This window comes from Chryseobacterium sp. KCF3-3 (genome assembly GCF_045865955.1).
Lineage (GTDB): Bacteria > Bacteroidota > Bacteroidia > Flavobacteriales > Weeksellaceae > Chryseobacterium.
Genome location: NZ_AP035792.1, coordinates 1,013,921 through 1,031,097, shown reverse-complemented (window position 1 = coordinate 1,031,097; position 17,177 = coordinate 1,013,921). Strand labels below are relative to the sequence as shown.

Sequence of the window (17,177 nt, the reverse complement as noted above, 5' to 3'; positions counted from 1 at the left end):
TGTGGAAATATCAAGAAAAATAATATGTTTTGTAAGATATTGAAAAGTAGTTAACTAATGAATTATTTTGATGAAGTAAAAAACTTATCCATAGTTTATCCACAAACATAAATTGAATATGGAAAAGTTATCCACAGCTATTTAAAGATGTGGATAACGGTTAATTTTGAATTTAAATTATTGTAAATCAATTGTTTAATTGATGTTAAGTTGATATTGTGAAATTATAACTTAGACTTATCCACAAAATTATTGACTTTATTCTTTGTCTTTATAAATATTCCAGAAATTAAAATCCGTCATAGGAGCATCCGTGATTCCTATATTTCTTCCCATTGTTACGATTTGTCCTCTGTGATAGGTTCCGTGAAGAATAGCATGCTGGATGTATTCGTATTTGGAAAAATCACACTGAAACCATTGAGATTCTATCTTTACATTTTTTGAAAGATCTTCTTCAGATAAACTTTCCACATAGTCTACCAGTTTCTGCGAGTTGTTTTTTATGGCATTGAAAACATCTTCTTTGCTGGTAGTCTCTGTTGTTTTTACAAAATCAAAATCATCCTTTTCAGAAATATGACTCCACCAATATTCCTGTGTTTGCCAGATGTGGTGTAACGTTTTTAAAATTGTCGGAAAACTGGAAATGGTTTCCTGGTTAAGTTGTTCATCAGACTTTGTGGATAACCAGTCAATATATTTGTTGACTACCCAATTGTTGTACTGTGCACTTTTGCTGACTAATGTTTTTAAGCTCATATTATTAATGTTTAGTTGTGTGTGTAAAGGTGAATGTTATAAACCAAAATGCCTGTCTTGGTCTGAATTTTCAGGATTGATGAGTGCTTTGTTACTGTATGTCGCCGCTTCGAAATCATTGATATTAACAGAAAGAAAAGAAATATCAGGCAGCAATTCTGAAAGCCGGATACAGATCTGGTTGGAAAGATTAGTTTTTTGTTCTGTATTGCGTCCCTGCATGATATACCCAAACACATGGAGAAAATTTTTCTTTCCTGTGCCTAATTTGTAATACTGATAGGGCTGAAGTCTTACTTTGATGTCATTGGGAGCAAATAGTCCTGTTCCGTCTGCCACTTCGTAAACGGCATCCATTAACTCTTCAGGTGTTCTCTGCTGAAGAATATCCTGCGAACAATCTATTATAAAATGGGGCATAGATTCTATTTTGTATTTGATTTTGTGTGAGATAAAAATAATAAAAAATAGTAATGGATATTCAAAATAAAAACCGCTTTGAAAACAAAACGGTTTGAAAATGTGTATTTTTTACTTTATGAATACGATGTTATGGAATTGATTTTTTAATGCTGTATTGTGGTTGTACAGCATTGGTCATGTCAAGGACAATATCATAAATTCCATCTTCATGGATTGGAAAATCATAGGCATCAAAGGCGATACTTTTATTATCGTTATTCAGACCGAGGCTGTATCCCCAGTCATTATTAAATCTGAATTTTAAATTCCCTTTTTTCAATGTATAGTTTTTCAGAAAATAAATATTCGGATTTTTAGGATCTGTTTGTAACAGAATATCTTTTCCTTCCCAACCATTCGGAGTGGCGTTTCCAATAATTCCCCACGCAAGAGTATTGGTATTTCTTTTTGCTGTTTTTACAGTTCCATCCCAGAAATGGATGACAACGGTATTTATTTTTCCGTTTTGATCCGGTTGGAATGTACAGGTGAATTTTTCATCCAGCTGAAATGATGTTTTGCTTTTCGGTAATAAAGCGTTTCTTGGATAGCTGCCTTCTTTGAAAACAAGTAGTCCATCGTTACTGGTGATATAAAAATTTGAATTTTCTGTGGAATAAACACCTTCCAGCTTTTTTAAATCTTCCACATTCACTTTTGCAATAGCTGGAATGCTATAAGGTTTATTGTACAGTATTTTTTCTACTTGGGGAATAATAAAATCGGAGTGCGAAAGTTCTGAATTGGAAATCAGAACCACACAAATATCATCATCCAGAACTCTGTAATATCGGCTTCTATAGCCAGGTCCACCACCATCATGGCCAATCCGTTTTTTATCAAAAACCGTTGAGATCTGGAAACCTAAGCCATAATGATCTTTAAGATAAGGTGTAAAAGCTTTATCTGTTGTCTCTTTTTTAAGAAGGGTATAGTTCTTTAACGCTTCATTAAATTTAAAAAGATCTTCCACCGTAGAATACATAGCTCCGGCTCCAAAAGGATGGTCGGTTTTAAAACGTAATGCTTCGTTAGACCTTTTATCAGATAAAAACTCATATCCAAATGCCTTGTTTTCATCTGTGATATTATTAAAATTGAATCCACTATGATTCATCTTCAGAGGTTTCAGAATATTATTTTCTATGACCTGATCATAATTCAGACCTGTAACTTTCTTAATGATATAACTTAGAATATAATATCCGGAATTGGAGTAATCCCAATCCTTACCAGGGGAAAAATTCAAAGGTTTTGCAGAAATATATTTTAAAAATGTTTCCTCATCTATCGTGTATTCAGAGTTTGTATCATTGGGAATTCCTGAAGTGTGGGAAAGCAACTGGGCAATGGTAATGCTGTCGCCTTTTGGAAAATCAGGATAATATTTGGAGAGTTTGTCATTCAAAGATAATTTTCCCTGTTCTTCCAACTGAAAAATAACGGTTGCCGTAAACATTTTTGTGGTGGAGAAAACCCTGTAAAGACTGTTGTTGGTATTTTTCTTTTTTTTAGGAGCATTTCTGTAGCCATAGCTATTTTCAAAAATAATTTTTCCTTTTTCGGCAATCAAAACAGAACCATTAAACAATCCTGCTTTTTCATACGTTGAAAATAATTGTTCCAATTTTTTGGATTTCTGTGAAAAAAGAGGATGTACCGCAAGCATTAAAACGATACAGGTGAGAATAGATTTCATGTAATTTTTTTAAATAAGACACTTTTAAGTGTGATAATATTACATGAGATTTTAAAAATGTTTTATTGAAGAAGGGTAGAAGATTACTTAATTTGAATTAATGTTTTAACACCATAGACCATGACCATCGATGCTTTCCCTGTTTCGATAAAATATTTTACGGTTTTTCCATGTTCCAGAATGATTTTTCCGAAAGTCAACTTCTCATTTTCGTATCCTTTAAAATTTCCATATAATCCATTTTTTGCATCTATAATGAGTCCGGGTTTCTAAAACCCCGTTTTCTAGTGTGATCAATTTTTTCATTTTAATACCACATGTTTTTTTATTTCAGTTACTATTTCACTGGCTTTGGTTTCGGTGATCCAGTTGATAACTCTTATTTCGTTGCCATTTTGTATAAAAACAACAGAATAGGTTGAACCACTCAGAGAAAAGTGATAACGAATCCCCAATGCATGTTTTTCTACCTGAAAATCTTTTACCAAAATCTGATCAATTTCTTTTTTTAAATAGATGCGGGGACTGGTAAACAATTTGTTTTTATATCGGACTGTTATTTTTTCGGGTTCAATGATGAAGATTGTTTTTCCAAAAGTATTCCATAACCAGATATATAGAAATAGTATAAAAAATGCGACAAAGGGAGTGGCAAATGAAATGTAGTTTACAATAAAAAAGAAACCTTCTGCCTGGATGCTTAAAAGAGGAATAATAATCAGGATGATAAGAGAAAGGATCAACAAGCCTAAACCCAATATAATGGTCACAACCCAATTGGTTCTGTTTTTTATTTCAATGGTGACCGGCATAATCATCTATCTTTAGAGCAAGTTTTTTTTATATAATTTCGTTTTCTTAAGTCCGAAATTGTTCATCTTCACCGTTGGTGAATCCAGCTCCCAAGTTGGAAGATGAGTCGAAAGCTGATCTTCTAATTTTACAATTCCCAGGGTTACTTTATCATCAAATTCATAGGTTTTTTCACCAGTAATAATTTCCAGCCCGGATTGTCTGTTAGCAAATGGAGACGGAATACTGAAAGAATATACGGATATAATTTCATCCCATTTTACAAACTCTGTTCTGTTATTTTGCTTGAAATAAAATCCATCTTTTGTGTATTCAAATATCCCATCAAATGTATGCAGGCTATCCATTTCCTTTTCAAATGAATCATAACCTTTTTCTTCGGGAGAATAGAGTTTAGCAATGGAAAATATAAGAACAACACAACAAAGAAAAATAATAGCAAATGTTATTTTTTTGTCGTCATAAACAGGGTAGTTGTAAAGGGTTAGAACTAATACCAGAAATGTAGCAGCAATGATTTTTTTCATACTATATTTTTTCAAAGTACTTCCCTTTGAACTGATAACGGATTTTCTTTTCTGTAATTTTAGAATCATCAAGAATTAATGGAATACTGATGATTTTCTTTTTAGGATCATATTGAATATCCAGGTTTTCAAATGTTTTGGTTTTGATTGAATTATTGATGTTAGAAGATGCTGTAAAATCCAATTCATAGCTTAACTCATTTTGAATTCCGGAAGTGGTTTTTATAAGTTTAGCATTACTGTTTAATTTTCCATTGTCAATAGAAAAAACTTTTACTCTATAGTAATATAGGGCTGTGCTGTATACAGAAATGTTTTGGGCCAGATAATACTTTTTATTCTGTGATACAATATCATTAATCTGATAGTAATTGGATTCTGCATCCTGCTCCATGTCACTTTTCAACGTTTCACTCTGTACTTTTTTACCGGATTCGTACTGGAAAACACTTCTGTAAAAACGCATTGTTCCTCCGGTTAGCGTATTCCATGAATAGATTCTAAATTTTCCATCTTCCGAGGAACTGACAGATAATCCACTTTTTGTAAGTGATTTAAAATCGTGCTTTAGGGTTTGAGGATTGGATGATGTATAGTGATGTAATAATTTTTCGAACTTTCTATTGGCAGCGTAAAGAGAGTCTTCAGTGAGGATATTCTTGCGGCTTGTATCATACCAGTATTGAATTCTTTGAAAAGAACGGTTGAGTTTTTTTTCAATGACAGAAATATTTTGTCCAGACATCGTACAGGAAGTCACCAGACAAAAAAAGATTCCTACTATTTTTTTCATGATTTGTTTGATTATTTTTTATTTAAACCTCATAAATAAGCTGTACTACACCGGATTTGAAAACATTGGTTTTGACCAATTTTAAATTTAATCTTTCCTTTAAATCTTCAAAAAGAGGTTTTCCTTTCCCAAGAGCAATGGGGTGAACAGATATTCTGTAGGTATCAATAAGATTATGCTGAATAAAAGTTTTAATAAGACTTGCTCCTCCATACAACCAGATGTCTTTTCCTCCCTGGTTTTTTATTTCTGAAACTTTTTCCACAATATCAGAACTGATAAAAACTGCATTCTCATCTTCTCGGTTCTGACTGGAAAAGACAAATTTATTTTTTGAATGAATTGTTTCCCAAAGCTCTCGTTCTTCCGAACCTGCATTTTCTTCCGGTTGATAATTTCCCCATGCATCATAGCTTACTCTTCCATAAAAGATAGTGTCTACTCCGGAAAGAAATCCATCAAAATCCATATCATCATCCATGATACACCAGTCGGTTTCTCCGTTGGGTCCTTCAATAAATCCGTCTAATGTTGTGGCAAGGTCTAGTATTATTTTTTTCATGTTTAATAAGATTGATTTAGGTTTTGAGTCTCTTAAAATTCATTTCAACGCTGTGTTTTTCTGCGCAGGAAGATTAGAGTTATAAGAAACATAATGATCACAAAAATAGAAATATAAATGATGATTTTATACCTGTTATTCTGTTGATGGAGTGTTGATATTTCTCTTTTTTGTTCTCTGATTTCTCTGTCGGATTGTTTGTCGTCGTCCGCAATCAAATCTGTAAATTCAGGATCATTGGAGGTATCAGAGTTTTCAGATAATTTTTTATACTGAGAACTTAGAGACTCCAGTTCTTTTAATTCTTCCGGAGAAAGCTCATCCAGTTTTTTTTGAATAAAGCATTGGTCAGAGTAAAGAAGTCCGGTAACTTTTTCATCATATGCGAAAATCAGATATTTCCCTTTTTTGGTAAAAAGAACATCGCAGGAATGCAGCGGAGATCCGAAAAGGGTAGCATTGTGTGCATAAAATCCATCATAGGAATCCGATTTGTAGGTCTTATTGATTTTTACTTTACTTAGAATATTCTGGACCGTTTTAAATCCAGAAGGAACTTCTGTAATATCATATATTTCACCAATAAAAACAAAATCAGCACTGTCAAATGAAGATTTTAAAGTAGGAGTGCCATTGCATTTGCAGGCAGCAATTTTCACAGAAAATATTATGAGAAAAAGTAAAAAAAGCCTGGATTTCATTGGAGTTATAAACTTAAGCTTGTTCATCAGCTTAGCGGTAAGGCAGATTAATTTCTTCAATTTTTGTTCTCAAATCTCCAATGGTGAAGGTTTCTGAATTACATTGAAATTCAGGAATGTCGTGTTTGGATAGGAAATCATTTAAATCATCACAATTTTGCAGAATATTAAATTCTTTATTGTCTAAATCTAAAACAATTCCTTTGGTTTTTCCATTAATAGAGTAGGCAAGAGGAGTTAATGCTCCTAAGAGTGCCTTCGACCATAAACCTTTCATGTTTTCTTCGAAATAAATGAATCTTCCATAGTTCAAAACTTTGCAAAATCTTGAATACTGGTCAGGATCATATCCATTATCTTTCTTGTTGGTATATTTTCGATAGGTCTGAAAATACATTTCTCCTTTATGCGAAACAGCTAATGGAACTTTTACTCTTTTATTTTTTTGTTTGAAATAAAAGAATGCTTTTTCCGGCATGTCAAGAGAATCACACTTTTCACAGGCTTTGAAATAGACTTCTTCGGTTGAAGATGGTTTTTTATTTAAAACATCCTCCAAAGTAATATAAATACCTTCCGGAAAATCTCCCTTTTTGATGGATGGATATGTTTTTTCTTGTGCAGTTACTATGCTGGAAATAACAAAAAGAGCAAATAAAATATACAGTTTCATGGGTTTATTAATTTTGCGGCAGAGCAAAAATATAAAAAGTTAATGGGAAACTCTTATTGGAGAGATTTTATTCAAAGCCATAGAAAATAATTCTCAGTTATATTATTTTCTAAACTGTAATGTCTGAATTGCTTTTAAAAGTTCTGTCTGACTTTCTTTCTTCAGATTTTTACCATATAGATTGAATCTGATTTTTCCTAGTGATTCAGTCTTGAGGCTGTCGATATAAACTCCTGTCATTCCTTTTTCCACTTGTTTGGGTTCCAATATTTTTGCCTTGTACCCATCAATTTTTTTATAGGTTATTTTACTTTTAATGAAATCCTCCGGATTCTCATTTTCATTGAGGATAATAAATAATGTAGTGTCAATTTTTGGATTTACTTTTAAGAGTTCATTCAAATCTTTTCGGTTGATAACAGGAGCTGAAAGCTGTTCAAGAGAATTTGAATAAGGTCCATAATCGTAGAAAATCGAATCATTATTTTTTGTGATGATAATTCCGGCATTACTATCATAAGCATCCATTTTCAGTTTGCTCCAGTCTTTAGGAGCCTGAAGTTTAAAACTACGAAAATCCATCGATTTTGTCTTCTTAGAATTATCAGAACAACTCAATACTATAAAAGATGTAAAAATGAATAAAGACGTTTTTTTCATGGCTTTTTAAAATAAAGGTTCCCCGTTCATATCCGTGGTCAGAATTTCACTCATATAATCAAAAAAAGGTCTCATGGCAAGTAATGTTTGAATTACTTCTTTTTGAAAGTTGTCCGATAAAACCTCCGTATCTGTAAATTTCCGCATTACCAGAAATTGCTTTTTTCTGATCAGATCAATAGCCGGATGATTTTTATCAAACCCACGAGGTGCCGTTTTTACAGCGTCTCCTTTAAGTTGTCCAAAATATTGTATAAAAGTTTTATCTGAGGTAATTTTTTCAATTTCTGAACTGTTGATTTCAAATTCTTTACGGATGCGAAGTAAATCTTTAGCTTCAGGACCCCAGAATCCACCGCCTACAAAACTGTTGCCCGGTTCCAGCTGAATATAATATCCACCTCTCAACATAGGTTTCGAACGGGAATATCCCACTCCGAAATTGGTTTTATAAGGCGTCTGGTCTTTGGAAAAACGAACGTCTTTATAAATTCTGAAAATATGGATTCCTTTCAGGTTATCGTATTCCTGAAGCTCGGTATAAATCTGATTAAAAAAAACTTTGTTTTCTTTTACAATGACATCGTATTCGGATTTATGTCTGGCAAACCATTCCCGATTGTTATTTTCTTTTAAATGGGTGAGAAATTCAAATGCTTTTTTCATATTGTTGTATGGATGTTTTACTTCTGAATATTTACAGAAATTTTCCGACTTCTTGTAATTTAACGATTTAAGTAACTAAGTAGAACTATTTATTTAAACTACCCAATTTTTTTGTTCCAGAATGAGCTTGTATCAATTTTCTTTTTTTCAGCATGACGAATTAAAAAAATATCACTTACAATTCCTTTTGCTAAATTGCCATTCCAGAATATAATATCATTGCCAAACATTGAAAGAACAGCTTCTTCATGATCCAGTATTAAAAAACGATGTCCTAAATAGGGGATAATAGGAGGTACATTTTGGTTCTTCATAATATCTTCCGTCACACGGTTGGCTTCCATGGTCAGTTTAATTCTTGCTTTTATGATGGGAATGTCATCAGGATAGGAATAAAATATAGGACCAAAATCAATTTCTCCTTCACCACCATTATTGTCAATTCCCGGTTTGTCAAGACCATTCATTGTTCTGTAATAGTTTTTTAATGACTCAGGAAAGGTGATATTCAGTTGTTTCTGGAAATCTTCTAATTCAGACTCCGACAATCCTTTTTTCCATTTGCTTCCTTCCTGAATCTGGAATCCCCAGCATTCCATCAGATCCACTTTCTGCCAATATCTTTCACTTTTCTTTTTTATCCATTGAAAGCTTGAAATTGAATTGTCCAGTTTTTTAAATTGTCTTTTTTTCATAACATTTCTTCTAATATTGATACAAGTTTACAGATTTAGCGAAGTGGATTATTATTCTCTGTCAATCTTTGTTTTAAACTTTCTGATAACAAATTGTTTTCCAGTAAGTACTGGGTCATTATTTTCAGAAAATATCGGCATTTCTTTAAATAATCTTTATCTGGTAAAACATTATTGGTGTCATTTAAATAAGTGTTTGCTCTGTTGATAAATACTCCGACCCTTTCAAATTCTTTGCTGATGAAGAGTGTTCCAATCAGGGAGATGTAAGAAACAAATTTATATTCACTGTGGTTTCTTCGTAAATATTGAGGAGGCATCTTTTTGTTCATCTCCTGAAAATAGGATATGATTCCAATGTCTTTCAGGTATTTTTCCTTATCAATTACCAACCAGTCGTCCACTATTTCGCCATCAAAATTCATTTCAAGATCATAATACCCGATGGCTTCTAGGTTTTTAAGATAGATTTCGTTTTCCACACAAAGACTTATTCTTGCCCGGATAATAGGTTCTTGGTATTGCTGTTCAATCAGATATTGGTATCCCTCAAATACAAAAGTAATTTCGTGGCGGGCAAAGCCTCCTATTAATTCTTCAGGATCTTCTGAGAGTATTTTGTGGAGCGTGTGAAATGCTTCATTTTTGAGATGAAATTTTTCAGCTCTTTCGGTGAGCAATGTTTGAAGTTCCTGAGCGTTCATATCATGATTATTAGTCTCCAAATCTACGAATAACAAGAGAATCTTTGTGGATAAAAAAACTGTCTACGACAAGGATTGACATCAATACAGAATATCTGCATCTGTATGGATAAGAAAGATTGCTTCAGAAAAAGTATCTGCTATCTTCACATGCATTTCATCTGTATTTTTAAATATCCCGTTTTTCCCTTTTACAAAACCAATATGATGAGCGTTAATCAGATAATCTGCCAATACAATGAAACTCTTATCATTTTCATTATGATACTCCTCCAGAATTCTTGCTAACGGCCAGATGGAAAACATATTCTTTGTCCAGTCCCAATCTGCAAATCCATCCAGTTTTAAATAGAATTCTTTAAAATCATCCGGAAATTGAAAGTCTATCATTTTCTCAGCTGCTTTAATGGATTCTGATGTTGCGGGCGAATTTAGTTTGATATTTTCACTGGTCCATTTTTCTTTAATTTTATCAATACGGAGATGTATCATCAGTGGTATGTTCGCAAAATATTTTACTTCTTTTCATTCAAATTATTATAAATAGTCTCCTTTAATTAATGATTTAGAAAACCCTTCCACTCTCAACTGTAAGATTAAAGGCATTGGAATGATGTATGATTTTCTTTTTGGTAATTTGTTGAATGACTCAATGAGTAGTTGTAATTCTTCCTTGGTGTAATTGCTGAATGAGTTATAGATGGCATCATCCATTTTTTCAAGATGAATACTTTTTATGATTTCATTCTTCTTGTTTTCATCCCATTTTTCTAATCTTGATGCGAGTTCTATCCTATCAATGCAGTAATTATAGATATACCTTTTTAATTCTGCGGTCTCCATCAGTTGGTTGATTAAAATTTTGTTTTCTTCAGTTGGGTAGCCTACCGGAGGCGGCCCTGCCTGAGCAAATGATTGTAAACTAAACAGGAAAATTGAAATGTAAAATAATTTTTTCATGGTTAAATGTTGTCTGGACTAAGAAAAATAAATTGTATGCTTTAAAGTGGAAATCATTTTAGAAAAAATATCCACCCACTAATTTTACAAATACTTCTCTGTCTCCAATTTTATAAATGGTTAGAATGCTTCCGTCTGAAAGTTGTCTCATTTTTTGACTGAATTCAGCCCTCGGGCCTGAGGTAGCAAGATTTTCAAGTTGTTGTAAAACTTCTCCAGGGGTTAAAACACAAATGGCGGTCTCTTCACTTTTTCCGTCACCACTTTTTTCTATCGTTTGAATGATTACATCTTTTTGCTTAGCACATAATTCTCTTTTTTTATGATCATCAAGTGCGCTATAAATATTCATCATATCATCCAGTAAATTTTTGTTAAGAGGATTGATGGCGTATTTTGATTCCGCTTCAGTTACCATTTTCTCAGCTTTACTTTTTGACAGTCTTTTTTGAGCAGGTTTCCAGAATGTTCCGGATTCACTGTTATAATTTCCAATGGTGTAATCAATTTTTATGAATTTACTTCCGTAGTACAATTGATTCAACTGCTCCTGCGTCAATTCAGAAGGATTTACTTTGAATACGTCTAAAAGTTTATAAAAATTTTCCTGTGGATTTTCAGTGACATTCTTTTTAATAAGATCTGTGTTTATCTGTGCAGAGAATGCCTGAAAAATTAAAACTAAAATACCTGAAATAATATGTTTTCTCATTGTTTTTTATTTAAATTTGATTATCAACCTGTGTTAGTTATTGTTTTTGTTTATCATAAGGACTTCCATCTTTTCTGATTTTTAATTTTTTATTCGTCTTTTGTTTTCCAAAGTAATATTTCTGTATCACTCAGTATTTTATATTGGTAACCTATTTCATTCCAGAATTTGATGATGGTGCCTTGTTGTTCTTTGTTTTTTAAAACAGCAATAATATGAGTTTCTACATCATAATCTTTAGGATAATGCATGTCAAAATCAACACTGGCCCAACCATTAGTTATAATCTGACATAATCTGTCAACATCATCAGTATTTACATACTTTCTCCTTACAATTCCAGCTTTAATACTTTCAAAAGTATTGATGATTCTGTATTCATCAAAGAGATTGTCTGGCAAATGTTTGTAATAATGTGCATTGTTTGATCCGGAACCCAAAATGGTATAATTTTTCTGTGCTTTATCAAGAACAATAGGTCCGACTCCAATTAACTTTCCTCTTTCATCATCTTTATCATATTTTTTATGCTTCCAGAAAATAAAAATATAAGGCTCTGTTTCATAAAATTTGAAGATGGTATAATCAGGATGAATTTCATCTTCAATCATTTTTTGTACTAAAATTTCGTCTATCATCAATTGTTTTATTTTGAGTATGCTGTGTATTTAATTTTCTTTTGTGTCCTGTGCACTTTCAGTAATATCAGCTGCTTGTAAGCTTTTAATAGCTGATTTGGTGGAAGATGTTGTACTTCCGCCGATGATGTATAATTTATTGTTATATACCTCCGCTGCAGCATGTCTTCTGGGAATCATATTAGAGGATAACGGATGGAATTTATTGGTTGCCGTATCAAAATAGGCCAGAAAAGCCTGATTATTATAACCTCCTGCTATAAAAATCTTAGTACCGGATACGGCTAATGAATGTCCGGATATCCCGGAAGGCATCGTATATTGATCGGTCCAGAGATTAGTGTTAAGGTCGTAAACATTGATCAGGCGGGATGAAGTACCGTTAAAACCGCCAATGACATACAATTTATCATTCACAATTTTGCCTTTTGCTTCTCTGGCTGTAGGCATATCCGGTAATGGATGCCATGTATTGGAAGCAATATCATAATATTGGAATCTGTTAGAAAATACAGTGGTTGCAGCATTGTTGAGTCCGCTGCCACCGAAAACGTATATTTTTCCATTATGGATGGCAGAACCTGCATTTCCGGTATAAGAACGGTTAACAGCTCCCTTCGTTACCTTATTGGTGGCAAGGTCTACAATTTCAAGATGACTGTTTCCCCAACCGTTAAAAATATAAATCTTATTATCGTAAGTCTCCGAATTTGCAAATTTTTTGGGACTTAGAGTAGCATTGAGAAGACTCCATTTATTATCGGTAATATTATATTTTTCAATAAAACTGGCGTTACCTCCGCTTTGCTGATATCCATTGCTCACATATATATTATCATCCACGATGACACTGGTTGTAGCTCCTCTGCCGGCAGACATATTAGCGAGAGTTTTAAACTGAAGCGTTTGTGCATAGGTGAGCAGTGAGCAAAAAAATAAAAGGAATAATAATCTTGTTTTCAATGGTAGTAAGATTTCGTGTTTGTTTTACATATTGATAGAAACAAATATATGTAAAAGCTGAATCTGAAGTGTGAGACTTTGGATTTTATTTTTTGATGGCGGCAGGTCTCCCGACTTTGAGGAGTTGGGTATTGATGTTTTTTGTCTATGGAGATAACGGGATATTCAGATTGAACATTATTTCATTAATCTCTGCAAATTGTGTACTTTTAATAGAGGAAGAGGGAAGAGTACTTGTATTTCCTCCAATGATGTATAATCTATTGTTATATACTTCTGCAGCTGCGTGTCTTCGGGGAGTCATATCGGATGATAACTGGTAGAATTTATTGTTGGCAGTATCAAAATAGGCCAGAAAATCCTGATTACTATAATCACCCACAATGAAAATTTTATTATCGGCTACTGCCAATGAATGGCCGGATATCCCAACAGGCATTTTATACTGATTGGTCCAACGATTCGTATTAAGGTCGTAAACATCTATCAGATTAGACGAAGTTTCGTTAAAACCACCGATTACATACAGTTTATTATTAACAACTTTGCCTTTTGTTTCTTTAGCTATAGACATATCCGGTAATGGATGCCAGGTATCTGAAGCAATGTCGTAATACTGAAATTTATCGGAATATATAGGGGCTCCGTTTAATCCACTTCCTCCAAACACATATATTTTACCATTATGTATGGCAGAACCGGAACCGCCGGCATAATAAGGATTAATTGCTCCTTCGGTTACGGTATTGGTTGCAAGATCTAAAATTTCAAGGTGACAGTTCCCCAAACCGTTAAAAATATAGATCTTATTATTGTAAGCCTCCGAATTAGCAAATCTTTTGGGACTTAGAGTAGCATTGAGAATACTCCAACTGTCATCAGTAATATTATATTTCTCAATATAATTGACTTCTTTATCTGCTGTATAGCCATTGGACACATAAATATTATCATTCAATATTACACTTGTTATGGCCCCTCTGCCTGCAGACATACCGGCGAGTTTTTGGAAATGAAGCTTTTGTGCATGGGTCAGCAAGGAACCCAAAAATGACAGGAATAATAATTTTGTTTTCAATGGTAGTAAGTTTTAGTGTTTTTGTTTTATAGACTTAAAATCAGAAATTATAAGGTTGTGTAAAATACATCAGGATTTTCCTTCGTTGATATATTCCAGATAATCCTGTTCTAAATTATTAATTTCTTCAATTAAAAAATCATAAATATTTCCTTCAAATACTTCATAATCTTCTTCGTCATATTTGTCATACTCAATTTTTATGATTCCGTTGTCGGTATAGGCTCTGTAGAGATTTCCGCTGCGCTTGAAAAATAGTTGTCCCAATGGTTTCTCTTTATACTCAAGGGCTTCCTGATGTTTTTCTTCAAATCCCATCCATGAAGGCATCTCTTCATCCTGCGAAAGTCCGTACACAAAAAAGCCATACCCGAATTTCCAGCTTGGTAGAACATCAAATTCCTGGGGACGTTTCCATATCTCTTCCTTGACTTCAAAAAGTAAGGACCCGAATGAGGTCAGAAAATCCTTAACATCTTCACTGAAGGTAAACCCTGTGCTGTCTTCATATTTTTTAATTTGTTCTTCAGTTGCAGGATGGGCCACGGAGCCCATCACGAAGAAATCATCATTTAATTTCTTTTTCCTATCCCAGAATTCTTCTTTTGTTGCCATATTTTGTTTTGGTGTTACCTCGTCAACACTGTTCAGATCGTTATTGAAACAAAGATAAGAGAAAGTTTGGGGATAAAAATTAGAGTGTTGGTGGATTTTGTTTTATTTCTGCAAAGTCGGACTTTGCGGAGGTGGGTTTTCATTAAATGATTTCTCTGAAAGTCACAAACGTATATGTTTGTCATCAAACGAATTCTACGAAAGTTAAAAAGAATCTCCCGAGACCTCCGGAAGTCTTATACAAGTTGCGGGAAACAAAACAATATCCTGTTTTGTTTCCCGCAATATGGTTTGTAACGAAATGATCATTTTATCCTTTTCAAATCCATTTCCGAATATAATCTGTACTGTATATTTCCTGTACTTTCATACACTTTGTCGTATAATACTTTTGCTTCTTTGTATTTTCCCGATTCATCATAAAGTGCCCCTAACATATAAGCCGCTTCTATTTGATCAGGTTCATTTTTTAAAATTTCTTTATACATCCTTTCGGCCTGTTCATTTTCATTATGAGCAAAATACCAGTTGGCTATTTCCCAATAATCAGCTAAAAGCTTTGTTTCAGTAAATTTATTTTTTAGAGAATCAATACTTATTTCCTTATAATCATTTCTAAACTTGTCCATTCCTGTTCTTTTTAAATCAGCCATATGAATATAGAAAGGATCACAATTATTTATTAATCTGATCATAAGGTCTTTCATGAAATCATCTCTGTTTTTGTTCGCTGTGCTGTTATGGAAGTTTTCAAAATCCTTCTGAAGTTTTGTCATTACTTCAGAAGAACAAGTTTTAAATGTTTCATCAGTATAATTTGTTTTACCAGATAAACAGGTGCAAAATTCCTTTTCAAATTTTTGTGGAAAATCCTGAGCTTTAATGTGAAAAGAAATTGAAATAGAGAACAATATTCCTAAGAGTAATTTTTTTTTCATGTATAACTTTATTGTATTAACGTTCTTCTGTTCATAACAATATTCTTAATCACAATAAATTGCCAAACGTATTTGATCAAATCCACCTTTTCCTCTGAAACGAAATAAGTAGGTATTTAAATTTTTACTGTGCCATTTTATATCATCCCTTACTGTTTCATCTTTGGATTTTTCTAAATCTTCATATACTTCAAGGGATGGTTTTCCAAGATTTTCAGTTAAATATTTTTTTATTTCGTGGAATTTTTCGTTAAACATTTCATTCGAAGTTTCAATTTTTTCATTTTCATTCCATTCATAAGATTTGAATTTGATTTGCTCATCTTTGGTAAAAAAATAATCTACTTTAAGAATGAAATTGTTTTCGTTTCTTTGATATGATCTGGGAATTTCAAACTTATATTTTTCAAAAGCGGGATAGATATCTTCTCCAATTCCCCAAAAATATCCAAGAGTAATATCTTTTGATTTTTTATCCATTTCTTCTTTTTTAATTTCACTGAAGCTTTTAAAGGAAAGATCAATTTCATTTTGAACAGGAACGTTATTATATTTACTTAGTGAGCAACTATAAGAAATTAGAATAATAAGAATAAAGAGAACTCTTGATTTCATGAGAATATATATTGTTATGATCGTATAACTGAAAAAAAAGCGTTGGGGAAGTGTTGAATTTTAATTAGTATAATCTCTTTGCTATCCGAAGTCTCCTGACTTTGGGTTTTGTTTTTATTGACGCAAAGCCGGGAGAATTTGTAGAACGAGGTTACTGTCTTCTACAGTGATGCAAACTCATGCTGGCAACAATTATTATTTTAATTGAATTTCAATCTTTTTATCTTCCATAAATAATTTTATCCAATTCGGATTTTCATTATTTCCTGGAATGCATTCGATTAAACTTTTATTATTCTTATAATTTGCTATAGCTTTTTTCCCAAACTTTATTTTCATCTCATAAATTTCATTGCCATTATATCCAATCCAGGCTTTTGTTATTATTTGCTTGTTGTTTTCAATATTATGATAAAGTAGAGATTTTGTGTCTTCTGGTAAATGTTTTATACCATCACACCAAAAAGTCTTCGTATAATATTTTATATTTTCATTTTCAATGTTTTTAAAATCCAGAGACCATTCTAAATGACTGCAAAATTCTAAATTAAACATGGGTTCATTAAGATTATAATTAAAAGCACCACAATTGGGACATTCAATATATTCTCCATTTAATTTTTCAAACTCACATTCTGCACATCTGTCATTTCTATTGTTTAAATGTTGAATAATAATTTTTACTTCATTTTTGTCTACATTGAATTCGTCAATTATTTTTTTTTCAGCAAATACTTTTAAATCGTTTTGCATCAAAATATAAAGATCAAGCTTTTGTTCTTCAGAAAAGTTTAGAGTAATCACTTCATTTTTACATTTGTTGCAATTAATTTTCATTCTTAATTTGTTTTTTTGTTACAAACATTCAAATTTAGATATTAAATTAACATGAGAGAGTATCTGTATGTTCAAATTTAAATAGAGAGCATTTGAGCAAAAAA

23 protein-coding genes are annotated in these 17,177 nt (G+C 32.4%); all 23 read right to left on the bottom strand.

Going from position 1 to position 17,177, the window contains the following annotated elements; translation table 11 throughout:
• Positions 1-258 precede the first annotated feature (258 nt).
• On the bottom strand, positions 259-762 hold the full coding sequence (locus ACKTTZ_RS04570; RefSeq protein WP_034696167.1) for a DinB family protein: 504 nt from the start codon (positions 760-762) through the stop codon (positions 259-261).
• A gap of 36 nt (positions 763-798) precedes the next feature.
• A complete protein-coding gene (locus ACKTTZ_RS04565) occupies positions 799-1,182 on the bottom strand; it encodes a 5-carboxymethyl-2-hydroxymuconate Delta-isomerase (protein WP_034696166.1) in 384 nt (127 codons plus the stop codon).
• Positions 1,183-1,312: 130 nt separating this feature from the next.
• Positions 1,313-2,923 carry a serine hydrolase gene (locus ACKTTZ_RS04560; RefSeq protein WP_253317315.1) on the bottom strand — a complete coding sequence of 537 codons (1,611 nt, stop codon included), beginning with the start codon at positions 2,921-2,923 and terminating at the stop codon, positions 1,313-1,315.
• A gap of 302 nt (positions 2,924-3,225) precedes the next feature.
• Positions 3,226-3,735: a hypothetical protein gene (locus tag ACKTTZ_RS04555; protein WP_253317316.1), complete on the bottom strand. Its 510-nt coding sequence runs from the start codon at positions 3,733-3,735 to the stop codon at positions 3,226-3,228.
• A 12-nt stretch (positions 3,736-3,747) separates the two neighbouring features.
• On the bottom strand, positions 3,748-4,263 hold the full coding sequence (locus tag ACKTTZ_RS04550; protein WP_407847574.1) for a hypothetical protein: 516 nt from the start codon (positions 4,261-4,263) through the stop codon (positions 3,748-3,750).
• Between the two features lies 1 nt (position 4,264).
• Positions 4,265-5,056 (bottom strand): hypothetical protein, encoded by a 792-nt coding sequence (locus ACKTTZ_RS04545; protein WP_156106452.1) that lies wholly within the window; start codon positions 5,054-5,056, stop codon positions 4,265-4,267.
• 22 nt (positions 5,057-5,078) lie between these two features.
• Positions 5,079-5,618 carry a dihydrofolate reductase family protein gene (locus ACKTTZ_RS04540; RefSeq protein ID WP_034696160.1) on the bottom strand — a complete coding sequence of 180 codons (540 nt, stop codon included), beginning with the start codon at positions 5,616-5,618 and terminating at the stop codon, positions 5,079-5,081.
• 44 nt (positions 5,619-5,662) lie between these two features.
• Positions 5,663-6,379 carry a hypothetical protein gene (locus ACKTTZ_RS04535; protein WP_407847571.1) on the bottom strand — a complete coding sequence of 239 codons (717 nt, stop codon included), beginning with the start codon at positions 6,377-6,379 and terminating at the stop codon, positions 5,663-5,665.
• A complete protein-coding gene (locus ACKTTZ_RS04530) occupies positions 6,351-6,992 on the bottom strand; it encodes a hypothetical protein (RefSeq protein ID WP_407847569.1) in 642 nt (213 codons plus the stop codon). Before ACKTTZ_RS04530 ends, ACKTTZ_RS04535 begins: the two co-directional genes overlap by 29 nt.
• A 102-nt stretch (positions 6,993-7,094) precedes the next feature.
• Entirely contained in the window at positions 7,095-7,652 is a 558-nt protein-coding gene (locus tag ACKTTZ_RS04525; RefSeq protein WP_407847567.1) for a hypothetical protein, read from the bottom strand.
• Between the two features lie 6 nt (positions 7,653-7,658).
• Positions 7,659-8,318, bottom strand: coding sequence for a DUF2461 domain-containing protein (locus tag ACKTTZ_RS04520; RefSeq protein WP_407847565.1), 660 nt, complete (start codon positions 8,316-8,318; stop codon positions 7,659-7,661).
• A gap of 98 nt (positions 8,319-8,416) precedes the next feature.
• Entirely contained in the window at positions 8,417-9,013 is a 597-nt protein-coding gene (locus tag ACKTTZ_RS04515) for an SMI1/KNR4 family protein (protein WP_407847563.1), read from the bottom strand.
• Between the two features lie 35 nt (positions 9,014-9,048).
• On the bottom strand, positions 9,049-9,717 hold the full coding sequence (locus tag ACKTTZ_RS04510; protein WP_034696154.1) for a hypothetical protein: 669 nt from the start codon (positions 9,715-9,717) through the stop codon (positions 9,049-9,051).
• A gap of 81 nt (positions 9,718-9,798) precedes the next feature.
• Positions 9,799-10,209 carry an SMI1/KNR4 family protein gene (locus ACKTTZ_RS04505; protein ID WP_034696153.1) on the bottom strand — a complete coding sequence of 137 codons (411 nt, stop codon included), beginning with the start codon at positions 10,207-10,209 and terminating at the stop codon, positions 9,799-9,801.
• A 45-nt stretch (positions 10,210-10,254) separates the two neighbouring features.
• Complete coding sequence (locus ACKTTZ_RS04500) at positions 10,255-10,677, bottom strand: hypothetical protein (RefSeq protein WP_407847561.1); 423 nt, start codon at positions 10,675-10,677, stop codon at positions 10,255-10,257.
• Between the two features lie 58 nt (positions 10,678-10,735).
• Positions 10,736-11,389 (bottom strand): DUF4919 domain-containing protein, encoded by a 654-nt coding sequence (locus ACKTTZ_RS04495; protein ID WP_407847559.1) that lies wholly within the window; start codon positions 11,387-11,389, stop codon positions 10,736-10,738.
• A gap of 89 nt (positions 11,390-11,478) precedes the next feature.
• Positions 11,479-12,027 carry a hypothetical protein gene (locus tag ACKTTZ_RS04490; RefSeq protein WP_407847557.1) on the bottom strand — a complete coding sequence of 183 codons (549 nt, stop codon included), beginning with the start codon at positions 12,025-12,027 and terminating at the stop codon, positions 11,479-11,481.
• A 30-nt stretch (positions 12,028-12,057) separates the two neighbouring features.
• Positions 12,058-12,906, bottom strand: coding sequence for a kelch repeat-containing protein (locus ACKTTZ_RS04485; RefSeq protein ID WP_034696147.1), 849 nt, complete (start codon positions 12,904-12,906; stop codon positions 12,058-12,060).
• Between the two features lie 229 nt (positions 12,907-13,135).
• On the bottom strand, positions 13,136-14,068 hold the full coding sequence (locus ACKTTZ_RS04480; protein WP_407847555.1) for a Kelch repeat-containing protein: 933 nt from the start codon (positions 14,066-14,068) through the stop codon (positions 13,136-13,138).
• A gap of 69 nt (positions 14,069-14,137) precedes the next feature.
• Positions 14,138-14,683, bottom strand: coding sequence for a hypothetical protein (locus ACKTTZ_RS04475; RefSeq protein ID WP_407847553.1), 546 nt, complete (start codon positions 14,681-14,683; stop codon positions 14,138-14,140).
• Between the two features lie 305 nt (positions 14,684-14,988).
• Positions 14,989-15,621 (bottom strand): tetratricopeptide repeat protein, encoded by a 633-nt coding sequence (locus ACKTTZ_RS04470; RefSeq protein WP_253317327.1) that lies wholly within the window; start codon positions 15,619-15,621, stop codon positions 14,989-14,991.
• A gap of 45 nt (positions 15,622-15,666) precedes the next feature.
• Positions 15,667-16,236 (bottom strand): hypothetical protein, encoded by a 570-nt coding sequence (locus ACKTTZ_RS04465; protein WP_253317328.1) that lies wholly within the window; start codon positions 16,234-16,236, stop codon positions 15,667-15,669.
• 195 nt (positions 16,237-16,431) lie between these two features.
• Complete coding sequence (locus tag ACKTTZ_RS04460) at positions 16,432-17,073, bottom strand: hypothetical protein (RefSeq protein ID WP_407847551.1); 642 nt, start codon at positions 17,071-17,073, stop codon at positions 16,432-16,434.
• Positions 17,074-17,177 lie beyond the last annotated feature (104 nt).

Excerpts from the sequence above, each read along its gene's own strand:
- ACKTTZ_RS04495 (WP_407847559.1), bottom strand. The coding sequence starts at position 11,389 with ATGAGAAAACATATTATTTCAGGTATTTTAGTTTTAATTTTTCAGGCA.
- ACKTTZ_RS04560 (WP_253317315.1), bottom strand. The coding sequence starts at position 2,923 with ATGAAATCTATTCTCACCTGTATCGTTTTAATGCTTGCGGTACATCCT.
- ACKTTZ_RS04465 (WP_253317328.1), bottom strand. The coding sequence starts at position 16,236 with ATGAAATCAAGAGTTCTCTTTATTCTTATTATTCTAATTTCTTATAGT.
- ACKTTZ_RS04475 (WP_407847553.1), bottom strand. The coding sequence starts at position 14,683 with ATGGCAACAAAAGAAGAATTCTGGGATAGGAAAAAGAAATTAAATGAT.
- ACKTTZ_RS04570 (WP_034696167.1), bottom strand. The coding sequence starts at position 762 with ATGAGCTTAAAAACATTAGTCAGCAAAAGTGCACAGTACAACAATTGG.
- ACKTTZ_RS04530 (WP_407847569.1), bottom strand. The coding sequence starts at position 6,992 with ATGAAACTGTATATTTTATTTGCTCTTTTTGTTATTTCCAGCATAGTA.
- ACKTTZ_RS04505 (WP_034696153.1), bottom strand. The coding sequence starts at position 10,209 with ATGATACATCTCCGTATTGATAAAATTAAAGAAAAATGGACCAGTGAA.
- ACKTTZ_RS04490 (WP_407847557.1), bottom strand. The coding sequence starts at position 12,027 with ATGATAGACGAAATTTTAGTACAAAAAATGATTGAAGATGAAATTCAT.
- ACKTTZ_RS04565 (WP_034696166.1), bottom strand. The coding sequence starts at position 1,182 with ATGCCCCATTTTATAATAGATTGTTCGCAGGATATTCTTCAGCAGAGA.
- ACKTTZ_RS04555 (WP_253317316.1), bottom strand. The coding sequence starts at position 3,735 with ATGCCGGTCACCATTGAAATAAAAAACAGAACCAATTGGGTTGTGACC.
- ACKTTZ_RS04525 (WP_407847567.1), bottom strand. The coding sequence starts at position 7,652 with ATGAAAAAAACGTCTTTATTCATTTTTACATCTTTTATAGTATTGAGT.
- ACKTTZ_RS04550 (WP_407847574.1), bottom strand. The coding sequence starts at position 4,263 with ATGAAAAAAATCATTGCTGCTACATTTCTGGTATTAGTTCTAACCCTT.
- ACKTTZ_RS04515 (WP_407847563.1), bottom strand. The coding sequence starts at position 9,013 with ATGAAAAAAAGACAATTTAAAAAACTGGACAATTCAATTTCAAGCTTT.
- ACKTTZ_RS04485 (WP_034696147.1), bottom strand. The coding sequence starts at position 12,906 with ATGTCTGCCGGCAGAGGAGCTACAACCAGTGTCATCGTGGATGATAAT.
- ACKTTZ_RS04510 (WP_034696154.1), bottom strand. The coding sequence starts at position 9,717 with ATGAACGCTCAGGAACTTCAAACATTGCTCACCGAAAGAGCTGAAAAA.
- ACKTTZ_RS04545 (WP_156106452.1), bottom strand. The coding sequence starts at position 5,056 with ATGAAAAAAATAGTAGGAATCTTTTTTTGTCTGGTGACTTCCTGTACG.
- ACKTTZ_RS04470 (WP_253317327.1), bottom strand. The coding sequence starts at position 15,621 with ATGAAAAAAAAATTACTCTTAGGAATATTGTTCTCTATTTCAATTTCT.
- ACKTTZ_RS04460 (WP_407847551.1), bottom strand. The coding sequence starts at position 17,073 with ATGAAAATTAATTGCAACAAATGTAAAAATGAAGTGATTACTCTAAAC.
- ACKTTZ_RS04520 (WP_407847565.1), bottom strand. The coding sequence starts at position 8,318 with ATGAAAAAAGCATTTGAATTTCTCACCCATTTAAAAGAAAATAACAAT.
- ACKTTZ_RS04540 (WP_034696160.1), bottom strand. The coding sequence starts at position 5,618 with ATGAAAAAAATAATACTAGACCTTGCCACAACATTAGACGGATTTATT.
- ACKTTZ_RS04500 (WP_407847561.1), bottom strand. The coding sequence starts at position 10,677 with ATGAAAAAATTATTTTACATTTCAATTTTCCTGTTTAGTTTACAATCA.